The following is a 17816-nucleotide window of genomic DNA, read 5'->3' as shown; positions in this document are numbered from 1 at the left end:
GTATGAATACAGAATCAAATCTGAAGAGGAAATATGTTTTTTTAATCTACTCACTTGAAAAGGCTGGTGGGAGCGAACGCGTGTTATCTGTTTTAATTAACCAATTTTCTAAAACGGATACAATGGACATAACTGTTATCACACTTTTTGGCCGCAAAACGTTTTTTGCTTTTCCCTCTGGAATACAGGTAATTGATATTGAGAGTACTACTAGTAGTCGTTTGATTGCTGTTAGACTTTTTCACACTATCAAAATTATCAACAATTTGAGACCAGATATTATAACTGGAATCTCCATTAACAGATTAAATATTTTTCTCGCCTTGGGATCTTTTTTTTTCCAGGGATCTCCAAAGCTAGTCGCAAGTGAGCATATTGCTTTCGAAAATTCGACGGTCTTTATAAAATGTTTAAAAAAGGTTTTGTACAGTAAATTTTCTCGAATAGTAGTTCTTACAGATGAGGATAGAAGATTGCTCATTAAAAAGGGCTTTCGAAATGTTGTAACTGTAGTTAATCCCTGTAGCTTTGATATTGTTAGCACGAAGCCTGTACTCGGAAGAAATAAAAAAGTAATAGCTCTTGGAAGATTAAGCTACCAAAAAGGTTTTGATATCTTGCTTAAGATATGGAGCAAGGTTCACGCAAAGTATCCTGATTGGAAAATGGAGATATATGGAGAGGGGGGTGAGTATCAAAATCTGATGTTTTTAATAAGTGAATTAGGCATAAGTTCGGAGAGCTTGAGAATCCAACCTTTCTCCCCAAATGTAAAACAGTTACTTGAAGAATCTCAAATTTACGCAATGACGTCAAGATTTGAGGGATTGCCGATGGTTCTAATAGAGGCATTAACTGCTGGTTGTTGTATTGTGAGCTTTGACTGCAAGACTGGGCCGAGGGAAATACTCGATGAAAAAAGCACGGGTGTTTTGGTGGAAGATGGGAATGTTGAAGAATTTATACGAGCTCTAGAAGGCTTAATGTCCGATCCGGACAGGCGAGAACTTATATCAAATAGTGCGTTGCTTGCGAGCACAAAGTACAACAGGAGAAAGGTAGCCGGCAGTTGGTTATCTCTGTATGATGAATTATGATGAAGGTTTCTATTATAATGCCTTGCTACAATGGGGAGAAGTATATTGTAGACTCAATTAAGTCGGTTATCAGCCAAACCTATCAGAAGTGGGAGTTAATCATAGTGGATGATTGTAGCACTGATAATACTCTAGCAGTTATACAGCCATTCCTTTCTGATGAACGAGTAGTGCTTCTTAAGCAGCTTGAGAATTGTGGCCCTGTGAAAGCTCGAAATAAGGCAATTGGCTATGCCTCCGGGAATATAATCAGCTTTTTAGATAGCGATGATCTTTGGCTCAGTGGAAAACTGGAGCATCAGGTATCATATTTTCAGGCGAATAGGTCCCAGGCAATAGTATTTACTGATTACATAATAATAGATTCAGAGGGAAACAAAAAGCAGATAGTAACTGCACCCAAGATCGTCTGTTATGACAAGCTACTGAGAAGTAATTATATCGGTTGTCTTACCTGTAGCTACAGTGCTGACTTGTTGGGTAAACGATACTTCTCAGAAGTTGGACATGAAGACTATGTTTTGTGGCTCTCGATTTTAAAGGAGGGGTATTCTGCAATTAACATTGGTTTGCCTCTGGCTTTATATAGGAGGCATGAAGGCTCACTCTCATCGAACAAGTTTATAGCAGCTAGCTGGCAGTGGAAAATTTATAGAGATATTTTACAGTTGGGGTATAGTAGAAGTATGTTCTATTTTTTGAACTACCTTTACAGAGCTTTGAAAAAGCACTTATATAACTTATAAACATTTAAATACATTCGCTAGCTAACTAATTTAGTCAGTTTACAATTGAATCAAAACTGAGTATCTAATAATAACTATTCAAGTGATTGGCATTTAATACAATTAACATACTAATGAATATATGTTTGATCGGAGGTTCCGGCTTCGTTGGAACCCGTTTAATAGAACTTCTCAGGCTGAGGCACAATGTGCTTAACATTGACAAGAAGCAAAGCAGTTTTTTCCCTGAAGTCACCAAGATACTGGATATGCGCAATACTGAAGAGCTCGTACGAATGTTGAAGGGGCAGGACTTGGTAATTCTCTTGGCGGCTGAGCATCGAGATGATGTTTCGCCTGTTTCTTTGTATTATGACGTAAATGTGGAAGGAACTAAGTCGGTTCTATTGGCTATGGATCTAAATGGTGTCAAGAGTATAATCTTCACAAGTTCTGTTGCTGTTTATGGTCTAAACAAGGATAATCCCACCGAAGATTTTCCGGTCGATCCATTTAACCATTATGGTAAAAGTAAATGGCTCGCGGAAGAGACATTACGGGAATGGTATAAGAAGGATGCCGATAACAAGTCGTTAACAATAATCCGGCCCACCGTAATCTTTGGAGAACGAAATCGAGGGAATGTTTATAATCTTTTAAGACAAATTTCCAGCGGCAGATTCTTAATGGTTGGAAAAGGAAACAATAAAAAGTCAATGGCTTATGTAGGTAATGTTGTATCATTCATAGAATATTGTACAGAGAATAGTAGGAGTGGATACGATGTATTCAACTATATAGATAAGCCTGACTTCAGTATGAATCAGCTGGTCTCTCATGTTGGCAAAGTGCTTGATAAACATATTCCCTCGGTCCACGTTCCGTACGTCGCCGGATTGCTGGCAGGATATGGATTTGACGTACTTTCTAAGATAACAAAGAAGAAGCTTCCGGTGAGTTCTGTTCGAATAAGGAAATTCTGTGCTACTACGCAGTTTGCCTCCGATAAAATCCTCGCAAGCGGTTTTGAAGCACCGTTTTCTCTGGCAGAGGGATTAGAAAATACATTGTTATTTGAGTTTGTAAAGCCCCGATCTCAAAAAGACGATATCCTTTTTTATAGTGAATAACTTTGATTGAGCATTGAATATTACTGCTAGGCGGTCTAGTTATTGAGACGGGGTTATCATAGCATTTCAACGACTAGAGGATTGGAGTATAAAATATATATTTGTTGAAATCTTATTAGATGAAGAATGAAAGATGAGTTTAGAAGTTGGATAATGCGATGTTTACCCATTAACTTTTAATAATATATCAAATATGGCGGATAGGAAACTTGTGTTAGTTGGCGGGGGAGGGCATTGTATCTCTTGCATAGACGTAATTGAACTTGAAAGCAGATACGAAATTATTGGAATTCTTGACCCAAGGCTGTCCATTCAAGATACAATTCTCGGGTATCCAGTTCTAGGAGATGATTCTCGGATTCGTTTTTTGGCAAAAGAGGATGTATATTTTTTAATTACAGTTGGGCAGATAGACAATCCACATTTGAAAAAGAAATTATTCCAGAGTCTTCTTGATAATAGAGTGAACATCGCGACGGTTATATCTCCTCGTGCTTACATCGGTAAAGACTGTAGAATCGGCAATGGTAGCATTATTATGCATGACGCGATAATAGGTAGTAAGTCCTCTATCGGTCAGAATTGCATAGTGAATACAAAAGCGATATTAGAACACGAGTCTTTTGTTGGGAACACGACGCATATTTCTACAGGTGCGATCATTAATGGTGCGACGCGGGTAGGAGACAATTGTTTCGTTGGGAGCAATGCAACTGTAGGGCATCATCTAACTATAACCGATAATGTCGTAATCGGCGCTAATTCACTCGTCATTAAGTCCATATATGAGCCTGGTGTCTACATATCAAATAATCTAAGGAAGCTGCGTTAGTTTAAAAGGTCGGCATATAGAACAAAGTGGCTAGGGAGAATTTAAAAAGTAGGACGATTAATGGCATGACTTGGAGCTTGCTAGATAGTTTCGCAGGTTCTGGAATATCGTTTTTAATCGGAATTTTATTAGCAAGACTGTTATCACCTAAGGAATATGGGATAATGGCAATGATTGCCGTCTTCATGGCAGTCTCAACTGCGGTGGTTGATAGTGGGTTTTCCAATGCTTTGATTCGTAAAACTGACGCTGATGATGTAGATTACTCAACCTCATTTTACTTCAATATCTGCGTATCGTTTAGTATTTATATAATTCTCTTTTTGGCTGCGCCTCACATAAGCTTGTTTTTTTCGCAACCTTTATTGACGTCTCTTGCTCGAATCCTTGGTTTAGGACTTATCATTGATTCTTTCTCATCGGTTCAGAAGACCCTCTTTGTAAAAAAAGTCGATTTCGAGAAGCAAACCAAAATCTCCTTGGTTACAGCCATCTTAAGTGGTTGTATCGGAGTAATACTTGCATTAAATGAATTTGGTATTTGGAGCTTAGTGTATATGCAAATAACACGACAGGCCCTTAGTCTCCTGCTTTATTGGGTAACGAGCGATTGGCGTCCTAGCTGGATATTTTCATTGGAAAGATTCAAGAACCTTTTTGGCTTCGGATCAAAAATACTCTTATCCAGCCTGATAGAAACTGTATACAAAAACATTTATTACATTATTATCGGTCGTTTTTACTCATCTTATGCTCTGGGTCAGTATACCCGCGCTGAGCAGTTTTCAACTATTTTCTCGAGCAATTTAACCAATGCTATTCAAAGAGTGAGCTATCCAGTCCTGAGCTCTATCCAAGATGATGCCGAAAGGTTAAAGGAGGCTTATCGGAAAATTATTAAATCTACTATGCTTGTTACTTTCGCTTGTATGATGACTCTTGCGGCTTTATCTAAGCCGTTGTTATTCATATTGATTGGAGAAAAATGGAGCGAGGCCGCCTCTTACTTGCAAATAATCTGTATTTCTGAAGCATTATACCCATTACACGCACTTAACCTCAATATGCTGCAAGTAAAAGGACGTTCATCGTTGATACTTAAACTTGAGATTATTAAAAAGATGGTTGCTGTCGTGCCAATAGCTTTAGGGATATTCGGTGGAATTAAAATGATGTTAGTTGGTTCTGTTTTTTTTTCCATCGCCGCATTTGTCATTAACAGCTATTACTCAAGAAAGCTATTAAACTATTCTACAAAAGATCAGGTAATCGATATATTGCCCTCACTACTGGTGTCTTGCACGGTTTCCATGATATTAGTCGGAGTAAGTTTTATGAAGATGAATTTATACGTAACTCTTTCATTTCAGGTGATTGTGGGGGCAATTTTATATATAATAATTTACGAGCAACTTAAGCTAGATGAGTATAGATACATAAAAGAGTTAGTATTAAAAAGCTATGGCAAGCGGAAATTTACTATTAATAGTTAATACCTTTACGCTTGTTTGAGAATTAGTCTCTTCGAAGAAGTTTTATAACCATAAAAATAAGCATATCCAAATGGACATAAAAATACCAGTTTATCAACCTAGTTTGGACGATTCTGAAAAGAAAAACGTCATTGAATGTTTAGATTCTACATGGATCTCCTCGAAAGGGAGATTTATCAACGAATTTGAGCAAGAGTTCTCGAAATATACGAGCGTTCGCCATTCAGTAACAGTAAGTAATGGTACGGTCGCCTTACACTTAGCGATGCTCGCTTTGGGAATTGGTGACGGCGATGAGGTTCTCGTTCCTACCTTGACCTACATAGCTTCTGTTAATGCGATAAAGTACACCAATGCAACACCTGTCTTTGTGGATTCTGAAAGAGAAACTTGGCAAATGTCTCCCGAAGACGTTGAGCGAAAAATCACATCCCGAACGAAGGCTATTATGGCAGTACATCTTTACGGGAACTCCTGTGATATGGAAAAAATCTGCTTAATTGCTAAAAAATATAATTTATTTTTGATTGAAGACTGTGCGGAAGCTTTGGGAACCAAATTCAAAGGCCACCATGTCGGGAGTTTTGGGGATATATCTACTTTTAGTTTTTTTGGAAATAAAACGATTACAACAGGAGAAGGAGGTATGGTGGTCACAAATGACGAAACACTTTACCAGCGGTGCTTACATTTTCGTGGTCAGGGATTGGCTGCTCATCGTCAATATTGGCATGATGTAGTAGGATACAATTACCGTATGACCAACATTTGTGCTGCAATAGGAGTTGCCCAACTCTCAAAGATTGAACGTTTTTTAAAGCTTAAACATCAAATAGCTTTATCTTACAAGAATGGATTGAATGGACTACCGGTCGAATTCCATGCACCGGCACCAGATGTCTACCATTCTTATTGGATGTGTTCGATTTTAGTTGAATATCCATCTCAGAGAGATGAACTTCGTGCTTTTCTAGCTGAAAAAGGAATCGAAACCCGACCGTTATTTTATCCAGTGCACACAATGCCGATGTATAGTGACAAATATCAGAAACATCCCGTCGCTGAGTATATAGGTTGGCGAGGCATTAATTTACCTAGCTATCCAGGTTTGACCGGTAGCGAACTTGAGTTCATTATTGAATCTATTAGGGGATATTACAAGTAAGATATGGACACTGTTGTAGCTATTTCAACCAAGGGCTTTGGGAATTGGAATGGTGGTTTTGAGTTTCTTAAATTCCATGTCGATAGCCTGATTAATTCAGATTCCCAGATTAAGGTCGCATTCGTCACACCCATAGAAAGATTCTATAGATTGAAAAGAATTCTAAAGATAATTTTACCTTACAAGTCGCAAGACCTAAAAGGTAAAATTTTGAAGTTAGCTCAATCAGAAAAAATTTTAACGTACTATTACCGGGATGATGACGAATCTCTTGACCGGGTGCTTCAGGAAATAAATGCCAGTGTTTTGTATTTGACCTCGTTCCCGTACAAAGTCTCTATACCTGTTATAGGGTATATTCCTGATCTTCAGCATGTTCATCTGCCTGAGTTCTTCGAAAGAAAGGAAATCGAATTTCGGAACAGTCTATTTAAGAGGTTGTTGGCAAATAGCGAGCTAGTTATTGTCAATTCAAAAGACACGAAACGTGATTTAATACAGTATTTTGGTGTCTCTCATGAAAAGGTCGAAGCGGTTCCTTTCCTTCCAACGCAGTACTCAGATACACCTGTACTGAAAGACCATATTGTTAATAAATATTCGATAGAGCAGTCACATTTCTTCCACATTCCGAACCAACTATGGGTTCATAAAGATCACATTACTGCCATCCGAGCGTTGTCGCTACTAAAAGCTACTCATCCCGACGTTGCAATTGTTTGTACCGGAAATACTTCAGATTTTAGAAGTCCGAACCACATTAACGTTGTAAAAGAGACTATTAGACAGTTAGCGCTTGATGATAGTATATATATACTAGGATTTATTGACAAGGAAGACATGTTTAGCATTATGTCAAGTTCTCTTGCTGTAATTCAGCCCACCCTTTTTGAAGGTGGTCCTGGCGGGGGAGCAGCCTATGAAGCAGTCGCTAATGGCATTCCTGTGATTCTGTCTAACATCCCTATCAATCGGGAGGTAATAGGCGAAAATGTTAAATATTTTATGGCTGGAGACTCATACGATCTAGCCAAGAAGATGATTGAAATCATTGAAGAATGCCCTGCGCGGCCCAATAGGCAAGTTTTAGAACGAAATGCAACTCACAATAAAACGCAAATTAGAGGAATTTTATTTAGTTATATAACACGGGTCCTGAGCCATTCTCAAGGTGCGTTCAAGACAAACTCTAATTCCGAGTGAAGTCAAGACTCTAGCTAGCTTTTTTGAAATGGAATAGATCATTTTGCCTTGCAGGACGCATCAGGAGATTTGCTCGGAATTAGTAGAAAACTTTAGTTTCTCGCACGTAAGTGTGATTTAATACTAAAGTCCATCCAAAATCAATATGACCAATACCATAGAATTATAAGCATTGAAGGCTAGGTATGATGAGGGTGATTGTCTGGATTTGTTTAGGGTGACTCATTGCAGAAGTTTGCCAGCTGGAAGAGGAGTTGTAATATTTGATAGAATAGATTTTTAAGGTGAGATTATCTATATTTTCAATCAAGTTCTGGCATTTTTAAATTACTATATTTGAACCGTACTATTCAATTAACCCTTATCAAGTGTATCACTAGTCTAAAAAATTACGTATCTCTTAAACAAATCTAATTTACCCGGGTTTACCTTGATGGGTACCTTCGTTTCAGCTCTTATATTCTTAGAATTCCTATGAAAACACATTTCCTACTCTATATCACAAGCCTATTAACTGTTTCCCTATCAATCTCACCGTTAATAACGATTGCGATACGCAAACGTCTTTTTGATGCTCCGTCTGAAGACAGGAAAATACACAAGAGGATTGTTCCGAACCTCGGAGGCTTGGCGATCTTTTCGGGATTTCTATTTTCATTGGCAATTTTCGTTGACTTATCTACTTTGAGAGTTGCTAACTATCTCTTGAGTGCAGGTATCGTTATTTTCATGATAGGCATTAAAGATGATATCATCGGAGTAGACCCTATGAAAAAATTCATCGCGCAGTTCATCGCCGCTTTTATAGTAACGATCATGGCAGATATTAGGATAATCGATTTAGGCGGCTTCATGGGCGTCTATGAACTAAGTTATCCACTCAGTATAGGCCTAAGCGTATTAACTATAGTGGGGGTGGTTAATGCGTATAATCTGATAGACGGGATTGATGCCCTGTCCGGCAGCTTGGGTTTAGTTTTCTCACTTGTGTATGCCTATCTTTTTTTTGCAGCAGGTGAGCCTGGATGGGCGTATGTTTGCTTGGCGTTAGCAGGTGCGCTGACTGGATTTCTTATTCATAATATTTCTCCGGCCAGGATTTTTATGGGAGATTGTGGTTCTCTCATGGTCGGATTTTTAGCTGCTGTGTTGAGCATTCAATTCATAAATACCTCATCGTCGAAGATCATCGATCTGGGTTTTACATCAGTAACGTCTGCTCCGGCATTGGCCATGGCTATCGTTATTCTACCACTATTCGATACGCTCAGAGTATTTACAATTCGCATCGTTAATAATCAATCACCGTTTAAAGCAGATAGAAATCATCTACATCATCGAATGCTTGCTTTGGGTTTGAATCACATGCAGGCTACAGGAGTCCTCGCCTTGGTTGCTGCCATCTTTATCGCTACTGCGCTTATATTCCAGAATGTCGGTAGCAATCAATTGGTGGGTATTCTCATTTGTATGATCATTCTTCTGAATACTGCCCTTTCTATTTATCTATTTAGCAGAAAAGTTAGCCTCAGGGAAGAGCTATCGGACGAGCAGCCACAGCTTGACGAGTCTGTTAAGATACCTATCATCGCTGAAATCAATGAAGGTAGCAAGACTTTTGCAGAAAAGATACTTGATAAAGTTTCAAAGAACTGATGCGTATACTGATGATCAGGTTCATTTCAGTTCTTGTACTTAGCTTGATTGTGCAAGCAGGCTTTGCACAATCTACACTCCTCCCTCTCTCAAACTCTAATCCTGAAGCGGATATTTACCGTTTGAACGATAAATCTGTTCATACTGCCATTCAGCCAACAGTTCTGCATGGATCGAGGGTTGATTCTCTTATACTCAAACAAGTTCCGACAAGTGCGTGGCAAGAGAAAAATTGGTTTTATCGGAAGATTTTCAGTGAGCATCTTGTTGAAGTGAAAACGGATGAGTTTGAGGTGAACTTTGACTTCTTACCGGATATGTGGGTCGGAAAGCAAGGCGGTCGTACTATCTGGAACAATACTCGTGAGCTTGAGGTAGGTGGTCGTGTGGGAACAAAGTTCTCCTTTAACGCGACGATCAGTGAGAATCAGGGGGTATATCCCGGGTACTATGATGCTTACGTGAGAAGAACCAAAGTTGTTCCTGGTCAAGGCCATGCGAAGTTATATGGAGACGATGGTTTCGACTACTCTAATTCCACCGCTAATCTTTCTTATACGCCTTCAAAGTATGTCAACATTCAGTTAGGTTATGGTAAGAATTTCGTCGGGAATGGCTATCGTTCCATGCTTTTATCTGACTATGCGTTCAACTACCCTTATCTGAAGTTAACCGGAACGCTGGGGCGGGTGCAGTATACAGCTATGTGGGCTCAGTTTGAAGATTTGTATGATATTCCTTTTGATGATGAAACTCCTTATGATAAGAAATATGGTGTGTTTCACTATCTTGACTGGAACGTCAATGACCGTTTGAGCCTGGGATTGTTTGAGAACGTGATGTGGGCGCCACGCGGTGCTGAGTTGAGCTATGCTGTCCCTTTGTTGTTCCTGATGCCTGCACAGTATAATAATGGCTCTCCAGATAAGCTTTTACTTGGTTTGAATGGTAGCTATAAGCTGAGCAAGAATTACGTTGCTTATGGCCAGATAGCAATAAATGAATTCACTTTAAAGGAAGTGTTCGCCGGCGACGGGTATTGGGCGAATAAGCATGGAGCGCAGCTAGGAGTGCGCGCATTTGACTTGTTTAAGGTTCCTAATCTAAATGCTACAGTCGAATACAACGCTGCCCGGCCCTATACTTATTCTGCCAGTCAACGGATAAAGAACTACGGTCACTTTAATGAGCCGTTGGCACATCCTTTTGGTGCAAACTTCAGAGAGTATCTTGCCATCTTCAATTATCGCTACAATCGCTGGCAGGCAAAGCTGCAGACGAATATTTCGACCTATGGGCTGGACCTTGACGGATTGAATTACGGAAAGAATATTTATCTGGACTACACGACACGCATAGATGATTATGGCGTTGAGATAGGCCATGGATTGAAGACTGATTTCTTTTACGCTAATACACAACTGGCATACTTACTTAACCCGAAGAATAATCTTCGGTTGGAGCTTGGTTATAGTTACAGGAACGAAAGTAATGCTCTATTCAAGGATAAGCAGCAGTTTGTAACCTTTGGGTTGAAGGCATCATTCCGCAATAAGTATCAGGATTTTTAAGGCATGCATCTTTTGTGGCGCTAGGCTTTCACGCTTTCTGCCTGAATATATTTGAGAAGCTCTCCAATGGGTCTTTCCAGAATCTTTCCCATTTGTACATGATGCTTTTTGCATACTACTTCTAGTACATCTCTGAAATGCCAGGCAATCGAACCTACAAAGTGGCAGGGGTATTTCCGGTAATCAGGATAGGGAACAATGTGGGTAATGACAAACTTTTCCAATCCTTTTAAAAGAAGGTCCTCAACGAATTCATCGGAACGGTATTTATCCATGAAAGGTGTAAAAGAGGAGAGATATATATTGGGTAGGGGACGTTGATACACATTCTTGATTACAACCTCTTTGTCCACCTGGTATTGCTCCTTGAACGCTTTTCTAAGCCCTCTCGGCATGGTTTCATACAGGAAGGAGGTAATCAGTTCTTTTCCGAAGTAAGCCCCGGAACCTTCATTTCCTAAGACGAATCCAAGGCTGTGTACTCCGTAGTGAACGCTTTCTCCATCGAAGAAAGCAATGTTAGAACCTGAGCCTAACACGCAAGTAAAACCCTTGCTATTGCCACAGGTTGCATAAGCAGAGCCGATTGCGTCGTTCTCTACATTTATAAAAGCATTTTTGAAGACAGTGGACAAGCCGTTAGAAACCATCTCACGTTTGTCGGGATTTGAGCATCCTTCACCGAAAAAGTAGACTTCGGTGATCTGATCTGCATATTTCTTTACGACAGACTCATTGGCTATAAGTCTGCTAATCTCTTTATCGCTGTTGAAGTACGGGTTTATACCTTTGGTGCCGAACTCGATCGTGTTCTTGCCATCTATTGAGAGTATCCAATCGGTTTTTGAAGATCCGCTATCAGCAACTAATATCATGTCTTATATCTCTTCCAATGCCCGAGCTGTAAGTGGCTTACCTATAAAATTGGTTACAAGATTGTTTTCTTTTACTTTTTTTAGGTCGCTTGGGTCTAGAGACGAAGATAACATATATATCTTTAAGTTGGAAGGCAGCAAGTGCTTTATGGGCTCCAGCTTATTCATGAACTCGAAGCCGTTCATGGCCGGCATGCGGATGTCTAGAAATATAATGTCGGGTAATGTACCCTCTTTAGCGGCCTTTTCCAGGTATGTGATGGCTTCGAAAGGGCTATTGATAACCCTAACCTCATCGGCGAAATGAATGCTTTCTATGATCTTAGAATTGATGAGATTATCCACATAACTGTCATCAATGAGCAATACGGATTTGTACTTTGAGTTATCCATGGCGGTCTTCCTGAAATGGTCTAATCGTTTTACGGAATTTCTCTGCAAATGTTTCAAAAAAAATGTCAAAATGTAAGATTTCCAGCGAGTTCCTTCAACGCGATCTCTGCTTGCTTCGCCTGATACTCAGAATCTGTGTATCTTACTGAGGCTTCCAAATAGTTGCGTTGGGCTTCTCTGAACTCGACCGGTGTGACGCTTCCAAGTCGAAACTTGGCTAGCGTGATATCCATATTTTGCTTAGCGACGTTCTGATTGCTTTTTTCCAGTTCTATCAGCTTGAGATTTGTTAAATAGGTCTGGTAGGCAGAGGATAACTGGGCTGTAATGTTTTGTTTCAGTCGCTGGTAGTCCAGTTGCGCGTTGTCAATCTGGATCTCTGCATTTCTCTCGTTTCTTTTTTGCAGAAATCCGTTGAAAATGTTAACGGAGGCCGTTAATCCATATGTGAATCCCTGACCCCTTGCATCCCTGGCGAAGCCTAGCTCCGAGTGTGATCTGGTAAAGTTATAACCGGTATTGACACCTATTGAGGGATATCGGTTTGCTTTTACCTGCTTCAGATTAAGTCTCGCTATCCTTTCGTTAATAAAAGCCGTCTGAATAACCGGATTCTGCTGTGAGCTCAGGTTCAAGAGCTGATCAAATTGCAGCGAAGGATCTGTAGTAATGGAATCTTGTATCACGAACTCTGTATTGACATCACGAGCCAGCAGTTCGTTCAGCACAATCTTCCTGGAGCGTACCAGATCACGCTGACGAAGTAAGTAAGTAGTATCTGCATTCAGGTCGACGGTGGCGTTAAGAACTTCAAGTTTAGCAGCCTTTCCGATGTGATAGCGGTTCTGCGCAGTATTAAGCCTGAGCCTTGAAATAGCAACAGCGGTATCAGTGGCGTCGGCTTCCTTTTGAAGACGGATCAGGTAATAATAGTTGTTGATTACATCTGATACTGTGTTCAGGATGGTTGCCTTCATGTTCGTTTCTCCAAGTTTTTGAAGTTCCTTTAACCGATCATAATTTGCAAACATAGCGAAGCCATCAAAGATGGTCCAGTCAAGACCTATTCCGTAGTTCAGGTTCGAGTTCCTGGCATCTTTGACTTCCCGAACGGAACCGTCCGCTTGCGTTTGGCGGGTCTCTTGTATAGAACGGTTGTTTGTCAGGTTTGCACCGACAGCTGGTAATATACCGGCATTGGCGAGGCTCACATTATTTTTGTCAATAGCTGACTGGTTCCTGGAAATACGAATGTTATAGTTGTTCTCAAGCGATATGCGAATCGCGTCTTCGAGGGTTAATACTTCTTGTGCCCTGCTTATTCCGATTGTAGACAGCAGGCTTAAGATTAAAACAATTTTAATTTTCATTAGTGCTCTTAGTTAAGCTCAACGGCTTCTTTCTTTTCGAAGGCTTCGATTTCTTCCAGTTGTTTGTTGGATCTTCTGTCTCGTGACCACATCGCGTAAATGGCTGGAATGACAAAGAGTGTCAGGACCAATGAAAAGATGGTGCCTCCCACAATTACGATACCCATTCCCATTCGGCTTTGTGCTGCTGCTCCCAAAGCCATTGCGATAGGCAAGGCACCTAGTGCGATAGCGAGACTGGTCATCAGGATAGGGCGTAGCCTCGACTCGGATGCTTCGAGAATGGCATCAATTTTTGATCTTCCCTCCTGCCGGAGGTGATTGGCAAATTCGACGATCAGAATCCCATTCTTCGTGACAAGTCCTATCAACATGATCGTTCCGATCTGGCTGAAGATGTTCCAGGTCTGGCCACACAACCACAGGGATAAAAGGGCGCCTGCTACGGCCATCGGTACCGTTAATATGATAATGAGGGGATCGACGAAACTTTCAAACTGTGCAGCAAGGATGAGATAGATCAATAGCAGCGCCAGGCCAAAGGCAAAGACTGTATTTGATCCACTTTCTACAAAGTCGCGAGATTCGCCTCCAAGGTCAGTGGAGAAGCTGTCATCAAGGATCTTTTCCTTAATTCTATCCATTGCTTCAATACCATCTCCGATGCTCTTTCCGGGGGCAAGTCCCGCAGATATGGTTGCTGATAGGTATCTGTTGTGGTGGTACAATTGCGGGGGACTGCTTAGTTCTTTAAGGGTGACCAGGTTGTCCATCTGAATGAGCTGGCCGGTATTGCTTTTTACATAAATAGATGTAAGATCAATAGGAGCTTCGCGATCTGTCTTTTCAAACTGACCGATCACCTGGTACTGTCTTCCATTCATCAGGAAATAAGCGAAACGTTGCCCGCTGAGCGATAGTTGAAGGGTCTGAGCAACATCCAGTACAGAAACACCTAAGCTTTGCGCTTTCTCCCGGTCTATTGTAATGCTGATCTCGGGTTTGTTAAATTTCAAGTTCACATCACTGGTTGTGAATGTAGGGTCCTGAGACACCAGGTCCATAAACTGAGGGACTTTCTCTTCTAACTGCTCGAAGTTTGGAGCCTGTATGATATATTGGATGGGGAGCCCACCTCGTTTATTCACAGAAATAGTGGGTTGCTCGGTCACCATGGTTTTACCTTCACTGAAGCCTTTAGTCAGCTGAGTGAGTTTCTGTGCTATTTCGGCCTGACTGCGTTCTCTCTCGTCCGGCTGCACGAGGTTGATGATCATTCGTCCACTATTAATTGACGATGATCCGAATCCCGGAGAGGTCATCACGAGGTTGACCTTCTTTTCGGGAATAGAATCGTTCACTAGTTGGGTCAATTCTTTCATGTAGCGATCCATATAGTCGAACGATGCTCCTTCGGGAGCACTTACTACTGTTCTTAAATAACTCCTATCATCATAAGGTGCAGTTTCTTTTTGAATGATGGAATAAAACAAAGCGATCAGACCGATACATCCTAAAAGAATGGGATAGCTTAGCCACTTTTTCTTCATGAAGGATGTAAGGGCATTTGCATATCCGGTGTTCATCTTCACGAAGTAGGGTTCCGTCAATTCATAAAAGCGTGATTTTCTCTGCTTGCCGCCTTTCATGAGATAAGCGTTCAACATAGGGGTAAGCGTAAGGGACACAAATGCAGATATCAATACCGCGGCTCCGATGACTACACCGAATTCGCGGAACAGGCGTCCGACGAACCCCTCCATGAAAATCACGGGCAAGAATACTGCAGCCAAGGTTATGGAAATGGATACTACTGCCATGAAGATCTCATTCGAACCTTTGATAGCGGCTTCGATAGGCGACATGCCCTCCTCAACCTTTTTGAAGATATTTTCTGTTACTACAATCCCGTCGTCAACCACGAGCCCTGTAGCCAGAACGATGGCCAGCAAGGTGAGCACATTCACAGAGAAGCCCATGAGGTACATGATGAAGAAGGTAGCTATCAATGATACCGGGATATCTATAAGAGGGCGTATTGCGATACTCCAGTCCCTAAAGAAAAGATAGATGATCAGAATGACGAGAACAAGGGCGATAAGAATGGTTTCAGCGACCTCAACGACTGATTTTTTAATAAAGAGGGTATTATCTACCGCTATATCAAGCTTGATGTCTTCGGGTAATTCATTTTTCAGTTGCTCAAACCTGTCGTAAAATGCTTTGGCAATTTCCAGGTAGTTGGTTCCGGGTTGAGGTATTACGGCAAGTCCTACCATAGGTTCGCCCGATTGGGTCATCTCTGTTTCGGGGTTTTCGGGACCGAGAACAGCACTTCCAATATCGCTTAGTCGAATGATCTTATCGCCGTTCGTCTTGATAATAAGTCTGTTGAATTGCTCTTCGTTCGACAGGTTACCGAGGGTTTTTACCCCGATTTCTGTATTGTTGCCGGTAAGCTTACCTGATGGAAGTTCTACGTTTTCACGGGACAATGCTGTTCGTACATCTGCTACAGTCAGCCCAAATGAGGCAAGTTTCATGGGATCTATCCACAAACGCATCGCGTATCGCTTCTGTCCCCAAATCTGCACACTACTAACGCCGGGTATCGTTTGTATCCGCTGTGAGATGACGTTTTCTGCATAGTCACTCAAGGCCAGCTGATCTCGCTTATTACTTTGAGCAGTCATCGTAATGATCGGTTCTGAATCGGCATCAGCTTTTGACACTACAGGAGGTGCATCAATGTCTTGAGGCAAGCTTCGGGAGGCTTGAGAAACTTTATCTCTTACATCATTGGCTGCCTCTTCGAGGTTTTTGTCCAGGTTAAATTCAATGGAAATATTACTTGAGCCCTGATTGCTTGAGGAGGTAATGGTGCGGATACCGTCAATGGAGTTGATGGCCTTCTCAATTGGCTCGGTAATCTGGGATTCAATAATGTCCGGATTTGCTCCCGAATAGCTTGTTCTTACTGATATAATAGCCGGGTCAATGGAGGGAAATTCCCGGATTCCGAGGAAGGTGTATCCGATGACTCCGAATAGAATCAGCACCAGGTTGATTACTATTGTAAATACCGGTCGTTTAATGCTGGTTGTTGATAAACTCATCCTTCTATCCTAATTACTTCTTTGCTACTCTCACTTTTACAGGACTGCCTTCTTTTAAGGTCATAATGCCGGTAGTCAACACTGTGTCGCCTACCTTTAAACCGGAGGTGACGACAACCTCTTTCTCCGTTCTTGAAGATGTTTCGATCATAACCTCCTTCGCCTTTCCACCCGAGGAGACAAAAACTTTTTTTCCGTTTTGAACCGGGATAACCGCTTCGCTGGGAACAAGCATGGCATCATCAACGGTATTCATTGGCAGGGTGATATTTGCAAACGATCCGGGAATAAGTGATCCATCTTCATTCGCAGCCTTGGCTCTTAGTTGCAATGTCCGGGTTGCAGCCTCCACCTGAGGTTCAATAGCATAAACTGTCGCCGAGTACTTTTTATTGCTGCCAGAAAGGGTGAATGTGATCCGGGAGTTGTTTCGTACCTGATTGGAATACTTCTCTGGTATTGAAAATGTGATCTTTACCGGATTGGTGTTCACCAATGTTGCCACAACTGTTGTTGGGGTGACATACTCTCCTTCTGAGATAGATCTCAGACCTATCGTGCCGCTAAAAGGTGCGCTGACTGTTGTCTTTCTCAGCTGTGCCCTGATTAACTGCGTTTGAGCTTTCAAGGACCGGAGATCGGCTAATGCGATGTCAAACTCCTCCTGACTGATTGCCTCTTTTGCGAGAAGCTGCCGTGCCCGGTTTTCTGTTCCTGAAGCCAGGTTTTCACGGGTAAGTGCCTGGGATAGTTGAGCGCGAAGTTCAGAATCATCAATTTTTAATAGTGCCTGTCCTTTTTTTACCGTACCTCCTTCACGGAAGGAAATGGACCTTACAACACCCGATACTTCACTTCTTATGTCGACTTTCTCATTGGCATCAATAGAGCCTGTAACGGAGAGGGAGCTTGAAAACCCCTGTGGGTTTATCACAATTCCGTTAACAGTTGCTGGTTTTTGCATGCCACCCGCCCCCTTCCCGGGCGCTTGGGCTTTGCTTTCTTTATTTGTGGATATCCGGTATATGACCAGCGCGACAAGCCCTCCGATCAGCAGAGCATAGAAAAGGTATTTTAGTTTCATATATTAATTTACACAGTAGGAGAGGGGAGAGCAATAATACTGCCTTCGTTTAGTAAAAACCAAATTACATTAAAATACGTGAAAAAGTGGCTCTTTTTAGGGTGTA

Annotated in this window: 14 protein-coding genes; 9 read left to right on the top strand and 5 right to left on the bottom strand. The window is 41.4% G+C overall.

Features of this window, described 5'->3' with window-relative positions:
- The first annotated feature begins 2 nt into the window (after window positions 1–2).
- The 9 genes from ACO1NU_RS16420 (at window position 3) to ACO1NU_RS16380 (ending at window position 10872) form a co-directional block, all read left to right on the top strand.
- On the top strand, window positions 3–1097 hold the full coding sequence (locus ACO1NU_RS16420; RefSeq protein ID WP_448819579.1) for a glycosyltransferase family 4 protein: 1095 nt from the start codon (window positions 3–5) through the stop codon (window positions 1095–1097).
- Window positions 1094–1843 (top strand): glycosyltransferase family 2 protein, encoded by a 750-nt coding sequence (locus tag ACO1NU_RS16415; RefSeq protein WP_448819578.1) that lies wholly within the window; start codon window positions 1094–1096, stop codon window positions 1841–1843. The genes ACO1NU_RS16420 and ACO1NU_RS16415 overlap by 4 nt, the downstream gene beginning before the upstream one ends.
- An 86-nt stretch (window positions 1844–1929) precedes the next feature.
- Window positions 1930–2952, top strand: a complete 1023-nt coding sequence (locus ACO1NU_RS16410; protein WP_448819577.1) for an NAD-dependent epimerase/dehydratase family protein — start codon at window positions 1930–1932, stop codon at window positions 2950–2952.
- 193 nt (window positions 2953–3145) lie between these two features.
- Window positions 3146–3784 carry an acetyltransferase gene (locus tag ACO1NU_RS16405; protein ID WP_448819576.1) on the top strand — a complete coding sequence of 213 codons (639 nt, stop codon included), beginning with the start codon at window positions 3146–3148 and terminating at the stop codon, window positions 3782–3784.
- Between the two features lie 26 nt (window positions 3785–3810).
- A complete protein-coding gene (locus ACO1NU_RS16400; RefSeq protein ID WP_448819575.1) occupies window positions 3811–5277 on the top strand; it encodes a lipopolysaccharide biosynthesis protein in 1467 nt (488 codons plus the stop codon).
- Window positions 5278–5347: 70 nt separating this feature from the next.
- Window positions 5348–6442: a DegT/DnrJ/EryC1/StrS family aminotransferase gene (locus tag ACO1NU_RS16395; protein WP_448819574.1), complete on the top strand. Its 1095-nt coding sequence runs from the start codon at window positions 5348–5350 to the stop codon at window positions 6440–6442.
- Between the two features lie 3 nt (window positions 6443–6445).
- Complete coding sequence (locus ACO1NU_RS16390) at window positions 6446–7645, top strand: glycosyltransferase family 4 protein (RefSeq protein ID WP_448819573.1); 1200 nt, start codon at window positions 6446–6448, stop codon at window positions 7643–7645.
- Window positions 7646–8119: 474 nt separating this feature from the next.
- Window positions 8120–9301 (top strand): MraY family glycosyltransferase, encoded by a 1182-nt coding sequence (locus ACO1NU_RS16385; RefSeq protein ID WP_448819572.1) that lies wholly within the window; start codon window positions 8120–8122, stop codon window positions 9299–9301.
- An 11-nt stretch (window positions 9302–9312) separates the two neighbouring features.
- Window positions 9313–10872, top strand: coding sequence for a hypothetical protein (locus tag ACO1NU_RS16380; protein ID WP_448819571.1), 1560 nt, complete (start codon window positions 9313–9315; stop codon window positions 10870–10872).
- A 20-nt stretch (window positions 10873–10892) separates the two neighbouring features.
- Here the strand turns inward: ACO1NU_RS16380 and ACO1NU_RS16375 are convergent, their stop codons facing one another.
- The 5 genes from ACO1NU_RS16375 to ACO1NU_RS16355 all read right to left on the bottom strand — a co-directional run bounded on the left by ACO1NU_RS16375 (window position 10893) and on the right by ACO1NU_RS16355 (window position 17710).
- Window positions 10893–11747, bottom strand: coding sequence for an N-acetylglucosamine kinase (locus tag ACO1NU_RS16375; RefSeq protein WP_448819570.1), 855 nt, complete (start codon window positions 11745–11747; stop codon window positions 10893–10895).
- 3 nt (window positions 11748–11750) lie between these two features.
- Window positions 11751–12140: a response regulator gene (locus ACO1NU_RS16370; protein WP_448819569.1), complete on the bottom strand. Its 390-nt coding sequence runs from the start codon at window positions 12138–12140 to the stop codon at window positions 11751–11753.
- Between the two features lie 65 nt (window positions 12141–12205).
- The gene (locus tag ACO1NU_RS16365) at window positions 12206–13510 is read right to left on the bottom strand and encodes a TolC family protein (RefSeq protein WP_448819568.1); all 1305 of its coding nucleotides are present in this window, start codon (window positions 13508–13510) and stop codon (window positions 12206–12208) included.
- An 8-nt stretch (window positions 13511–13518) separates the two neighbouring features.
- A complete protein-coding gene (locus ACO1NU_RS16360; RefSeq protein WP_448819567.1) occupies window positions 13519–16626 on the bottom strand; it encodes an efflux RND transporter permease subunit in 3108 nt (1035 codons plus the stop codon).
- 13 nt (window positions 16627–16639) lie between these two features.
- Entirely contained in the window at window positions 16640–17710 is a 1071-nt protein-coding gene (locus ACO1NU_RS16355; protein WP_448819566.1) for an efflux RND transporter periplasmic adaptor subunit, read from the bottom strand.
- Window positions 17711–17816 lie beyond the last annotated feature (106 nt).

It is taken from the genome of Arcticibacter sp. (assembly GCF_053551015.1).
Note: the sequence above shows the minus strand (reverse complement) of the source record. Positions and strands in the feature narration are given on the sequence as shown.

Excerpts from the sequence above, each read along its gene's own strand:
- ACO1NU_RS16420 (WP_448819579.1), top strand. The coding sequence starts at position 3 with ATGAATACAGAATCAAATCTGAAGAGGAAATATGTTTTTTTAATCTAC.
- ACO1NU_RS16405 (WP_448819576.1), top strand. The coding sequence starts at position 3,146 with ATGGCGGATAGGAAACTTGTGTTAGTTGGCGGGGGAGGGCATTGTATC.
- ACO1NU_RS16370 (WP_448819569.1), bottom strand. The coding sequence starts at position 12,140 with ATGGATAACTCAAAGTACAAATCCGTATTGCTCATTGATGACAGTTAT.
- ACO1NU_RS16390 (WP_448819573.1), top strand. The coding sequence starts at position 6,446 with ATGGACACTGTTGTAGCTATTTCAACCAAGGGCTTTGGGAATTGGAAT.
- ACO1NU_RS16380 (WP_448819571.1), top strand. The coding sequence starts at position 9,313 with ATGATCAGGTTCATTTCAGTTCTTGTACTTAGCTTGATTGTGCAAGCA.
- ACO1NU_RS16365 (WP_448819568.1), bottom strand. The coding sequence starts at position 13,510 with ATGAAAATTAAAATTGTTTTAATCTTAAGCCTGCTGTCTACAATCGGA.
- ACO1NU_RS16375 (WP_448819570.1), bottom strand. The coding sequence starts at position 11,747 with ATGATATTAGTTGCTGATAGCGGATCTTCAAAAACCGATTGGATACTC.
- ACO1NU_RS16395 (WP_448819574.1), top strand. The coding sequence starts at position 5,348 with ATGGACATAAAAATACCAGTTTATCAACCTAGTTTGGACGATTCTGAA.
- ACO1NU_RS16355 (WP_448819566.1), bottom strand. The coding sequence starts at position 17,710 with ATGAAACTAAAATACCTTTTCTATGCTCTGCTGATCGGAGGGCTTGTC.
- ACO1NU_RS16360 (WP_448819567.1), bottom strand. The coding sequence starts at position 16,626 with ATGAGTTTATCAACAACCAGCATTAAACGACCGGTATTTACAATAGTA.
- ACO1NU_RS16385 (WP_448819572.1), top strand. The coding sequence starts at position 8,120 with ATGAAAACACATTTCCTACTCTATATCACAAGCCTATTAACTGTTTCC.
- ACO1NU_RS16415 (WP_448819578.1), top strand. The coding sequence starts at position 1,094 with ATGATGAAGGTTTCTATTATAATGCCTTGCTACAATGGGGAGAAGTAT.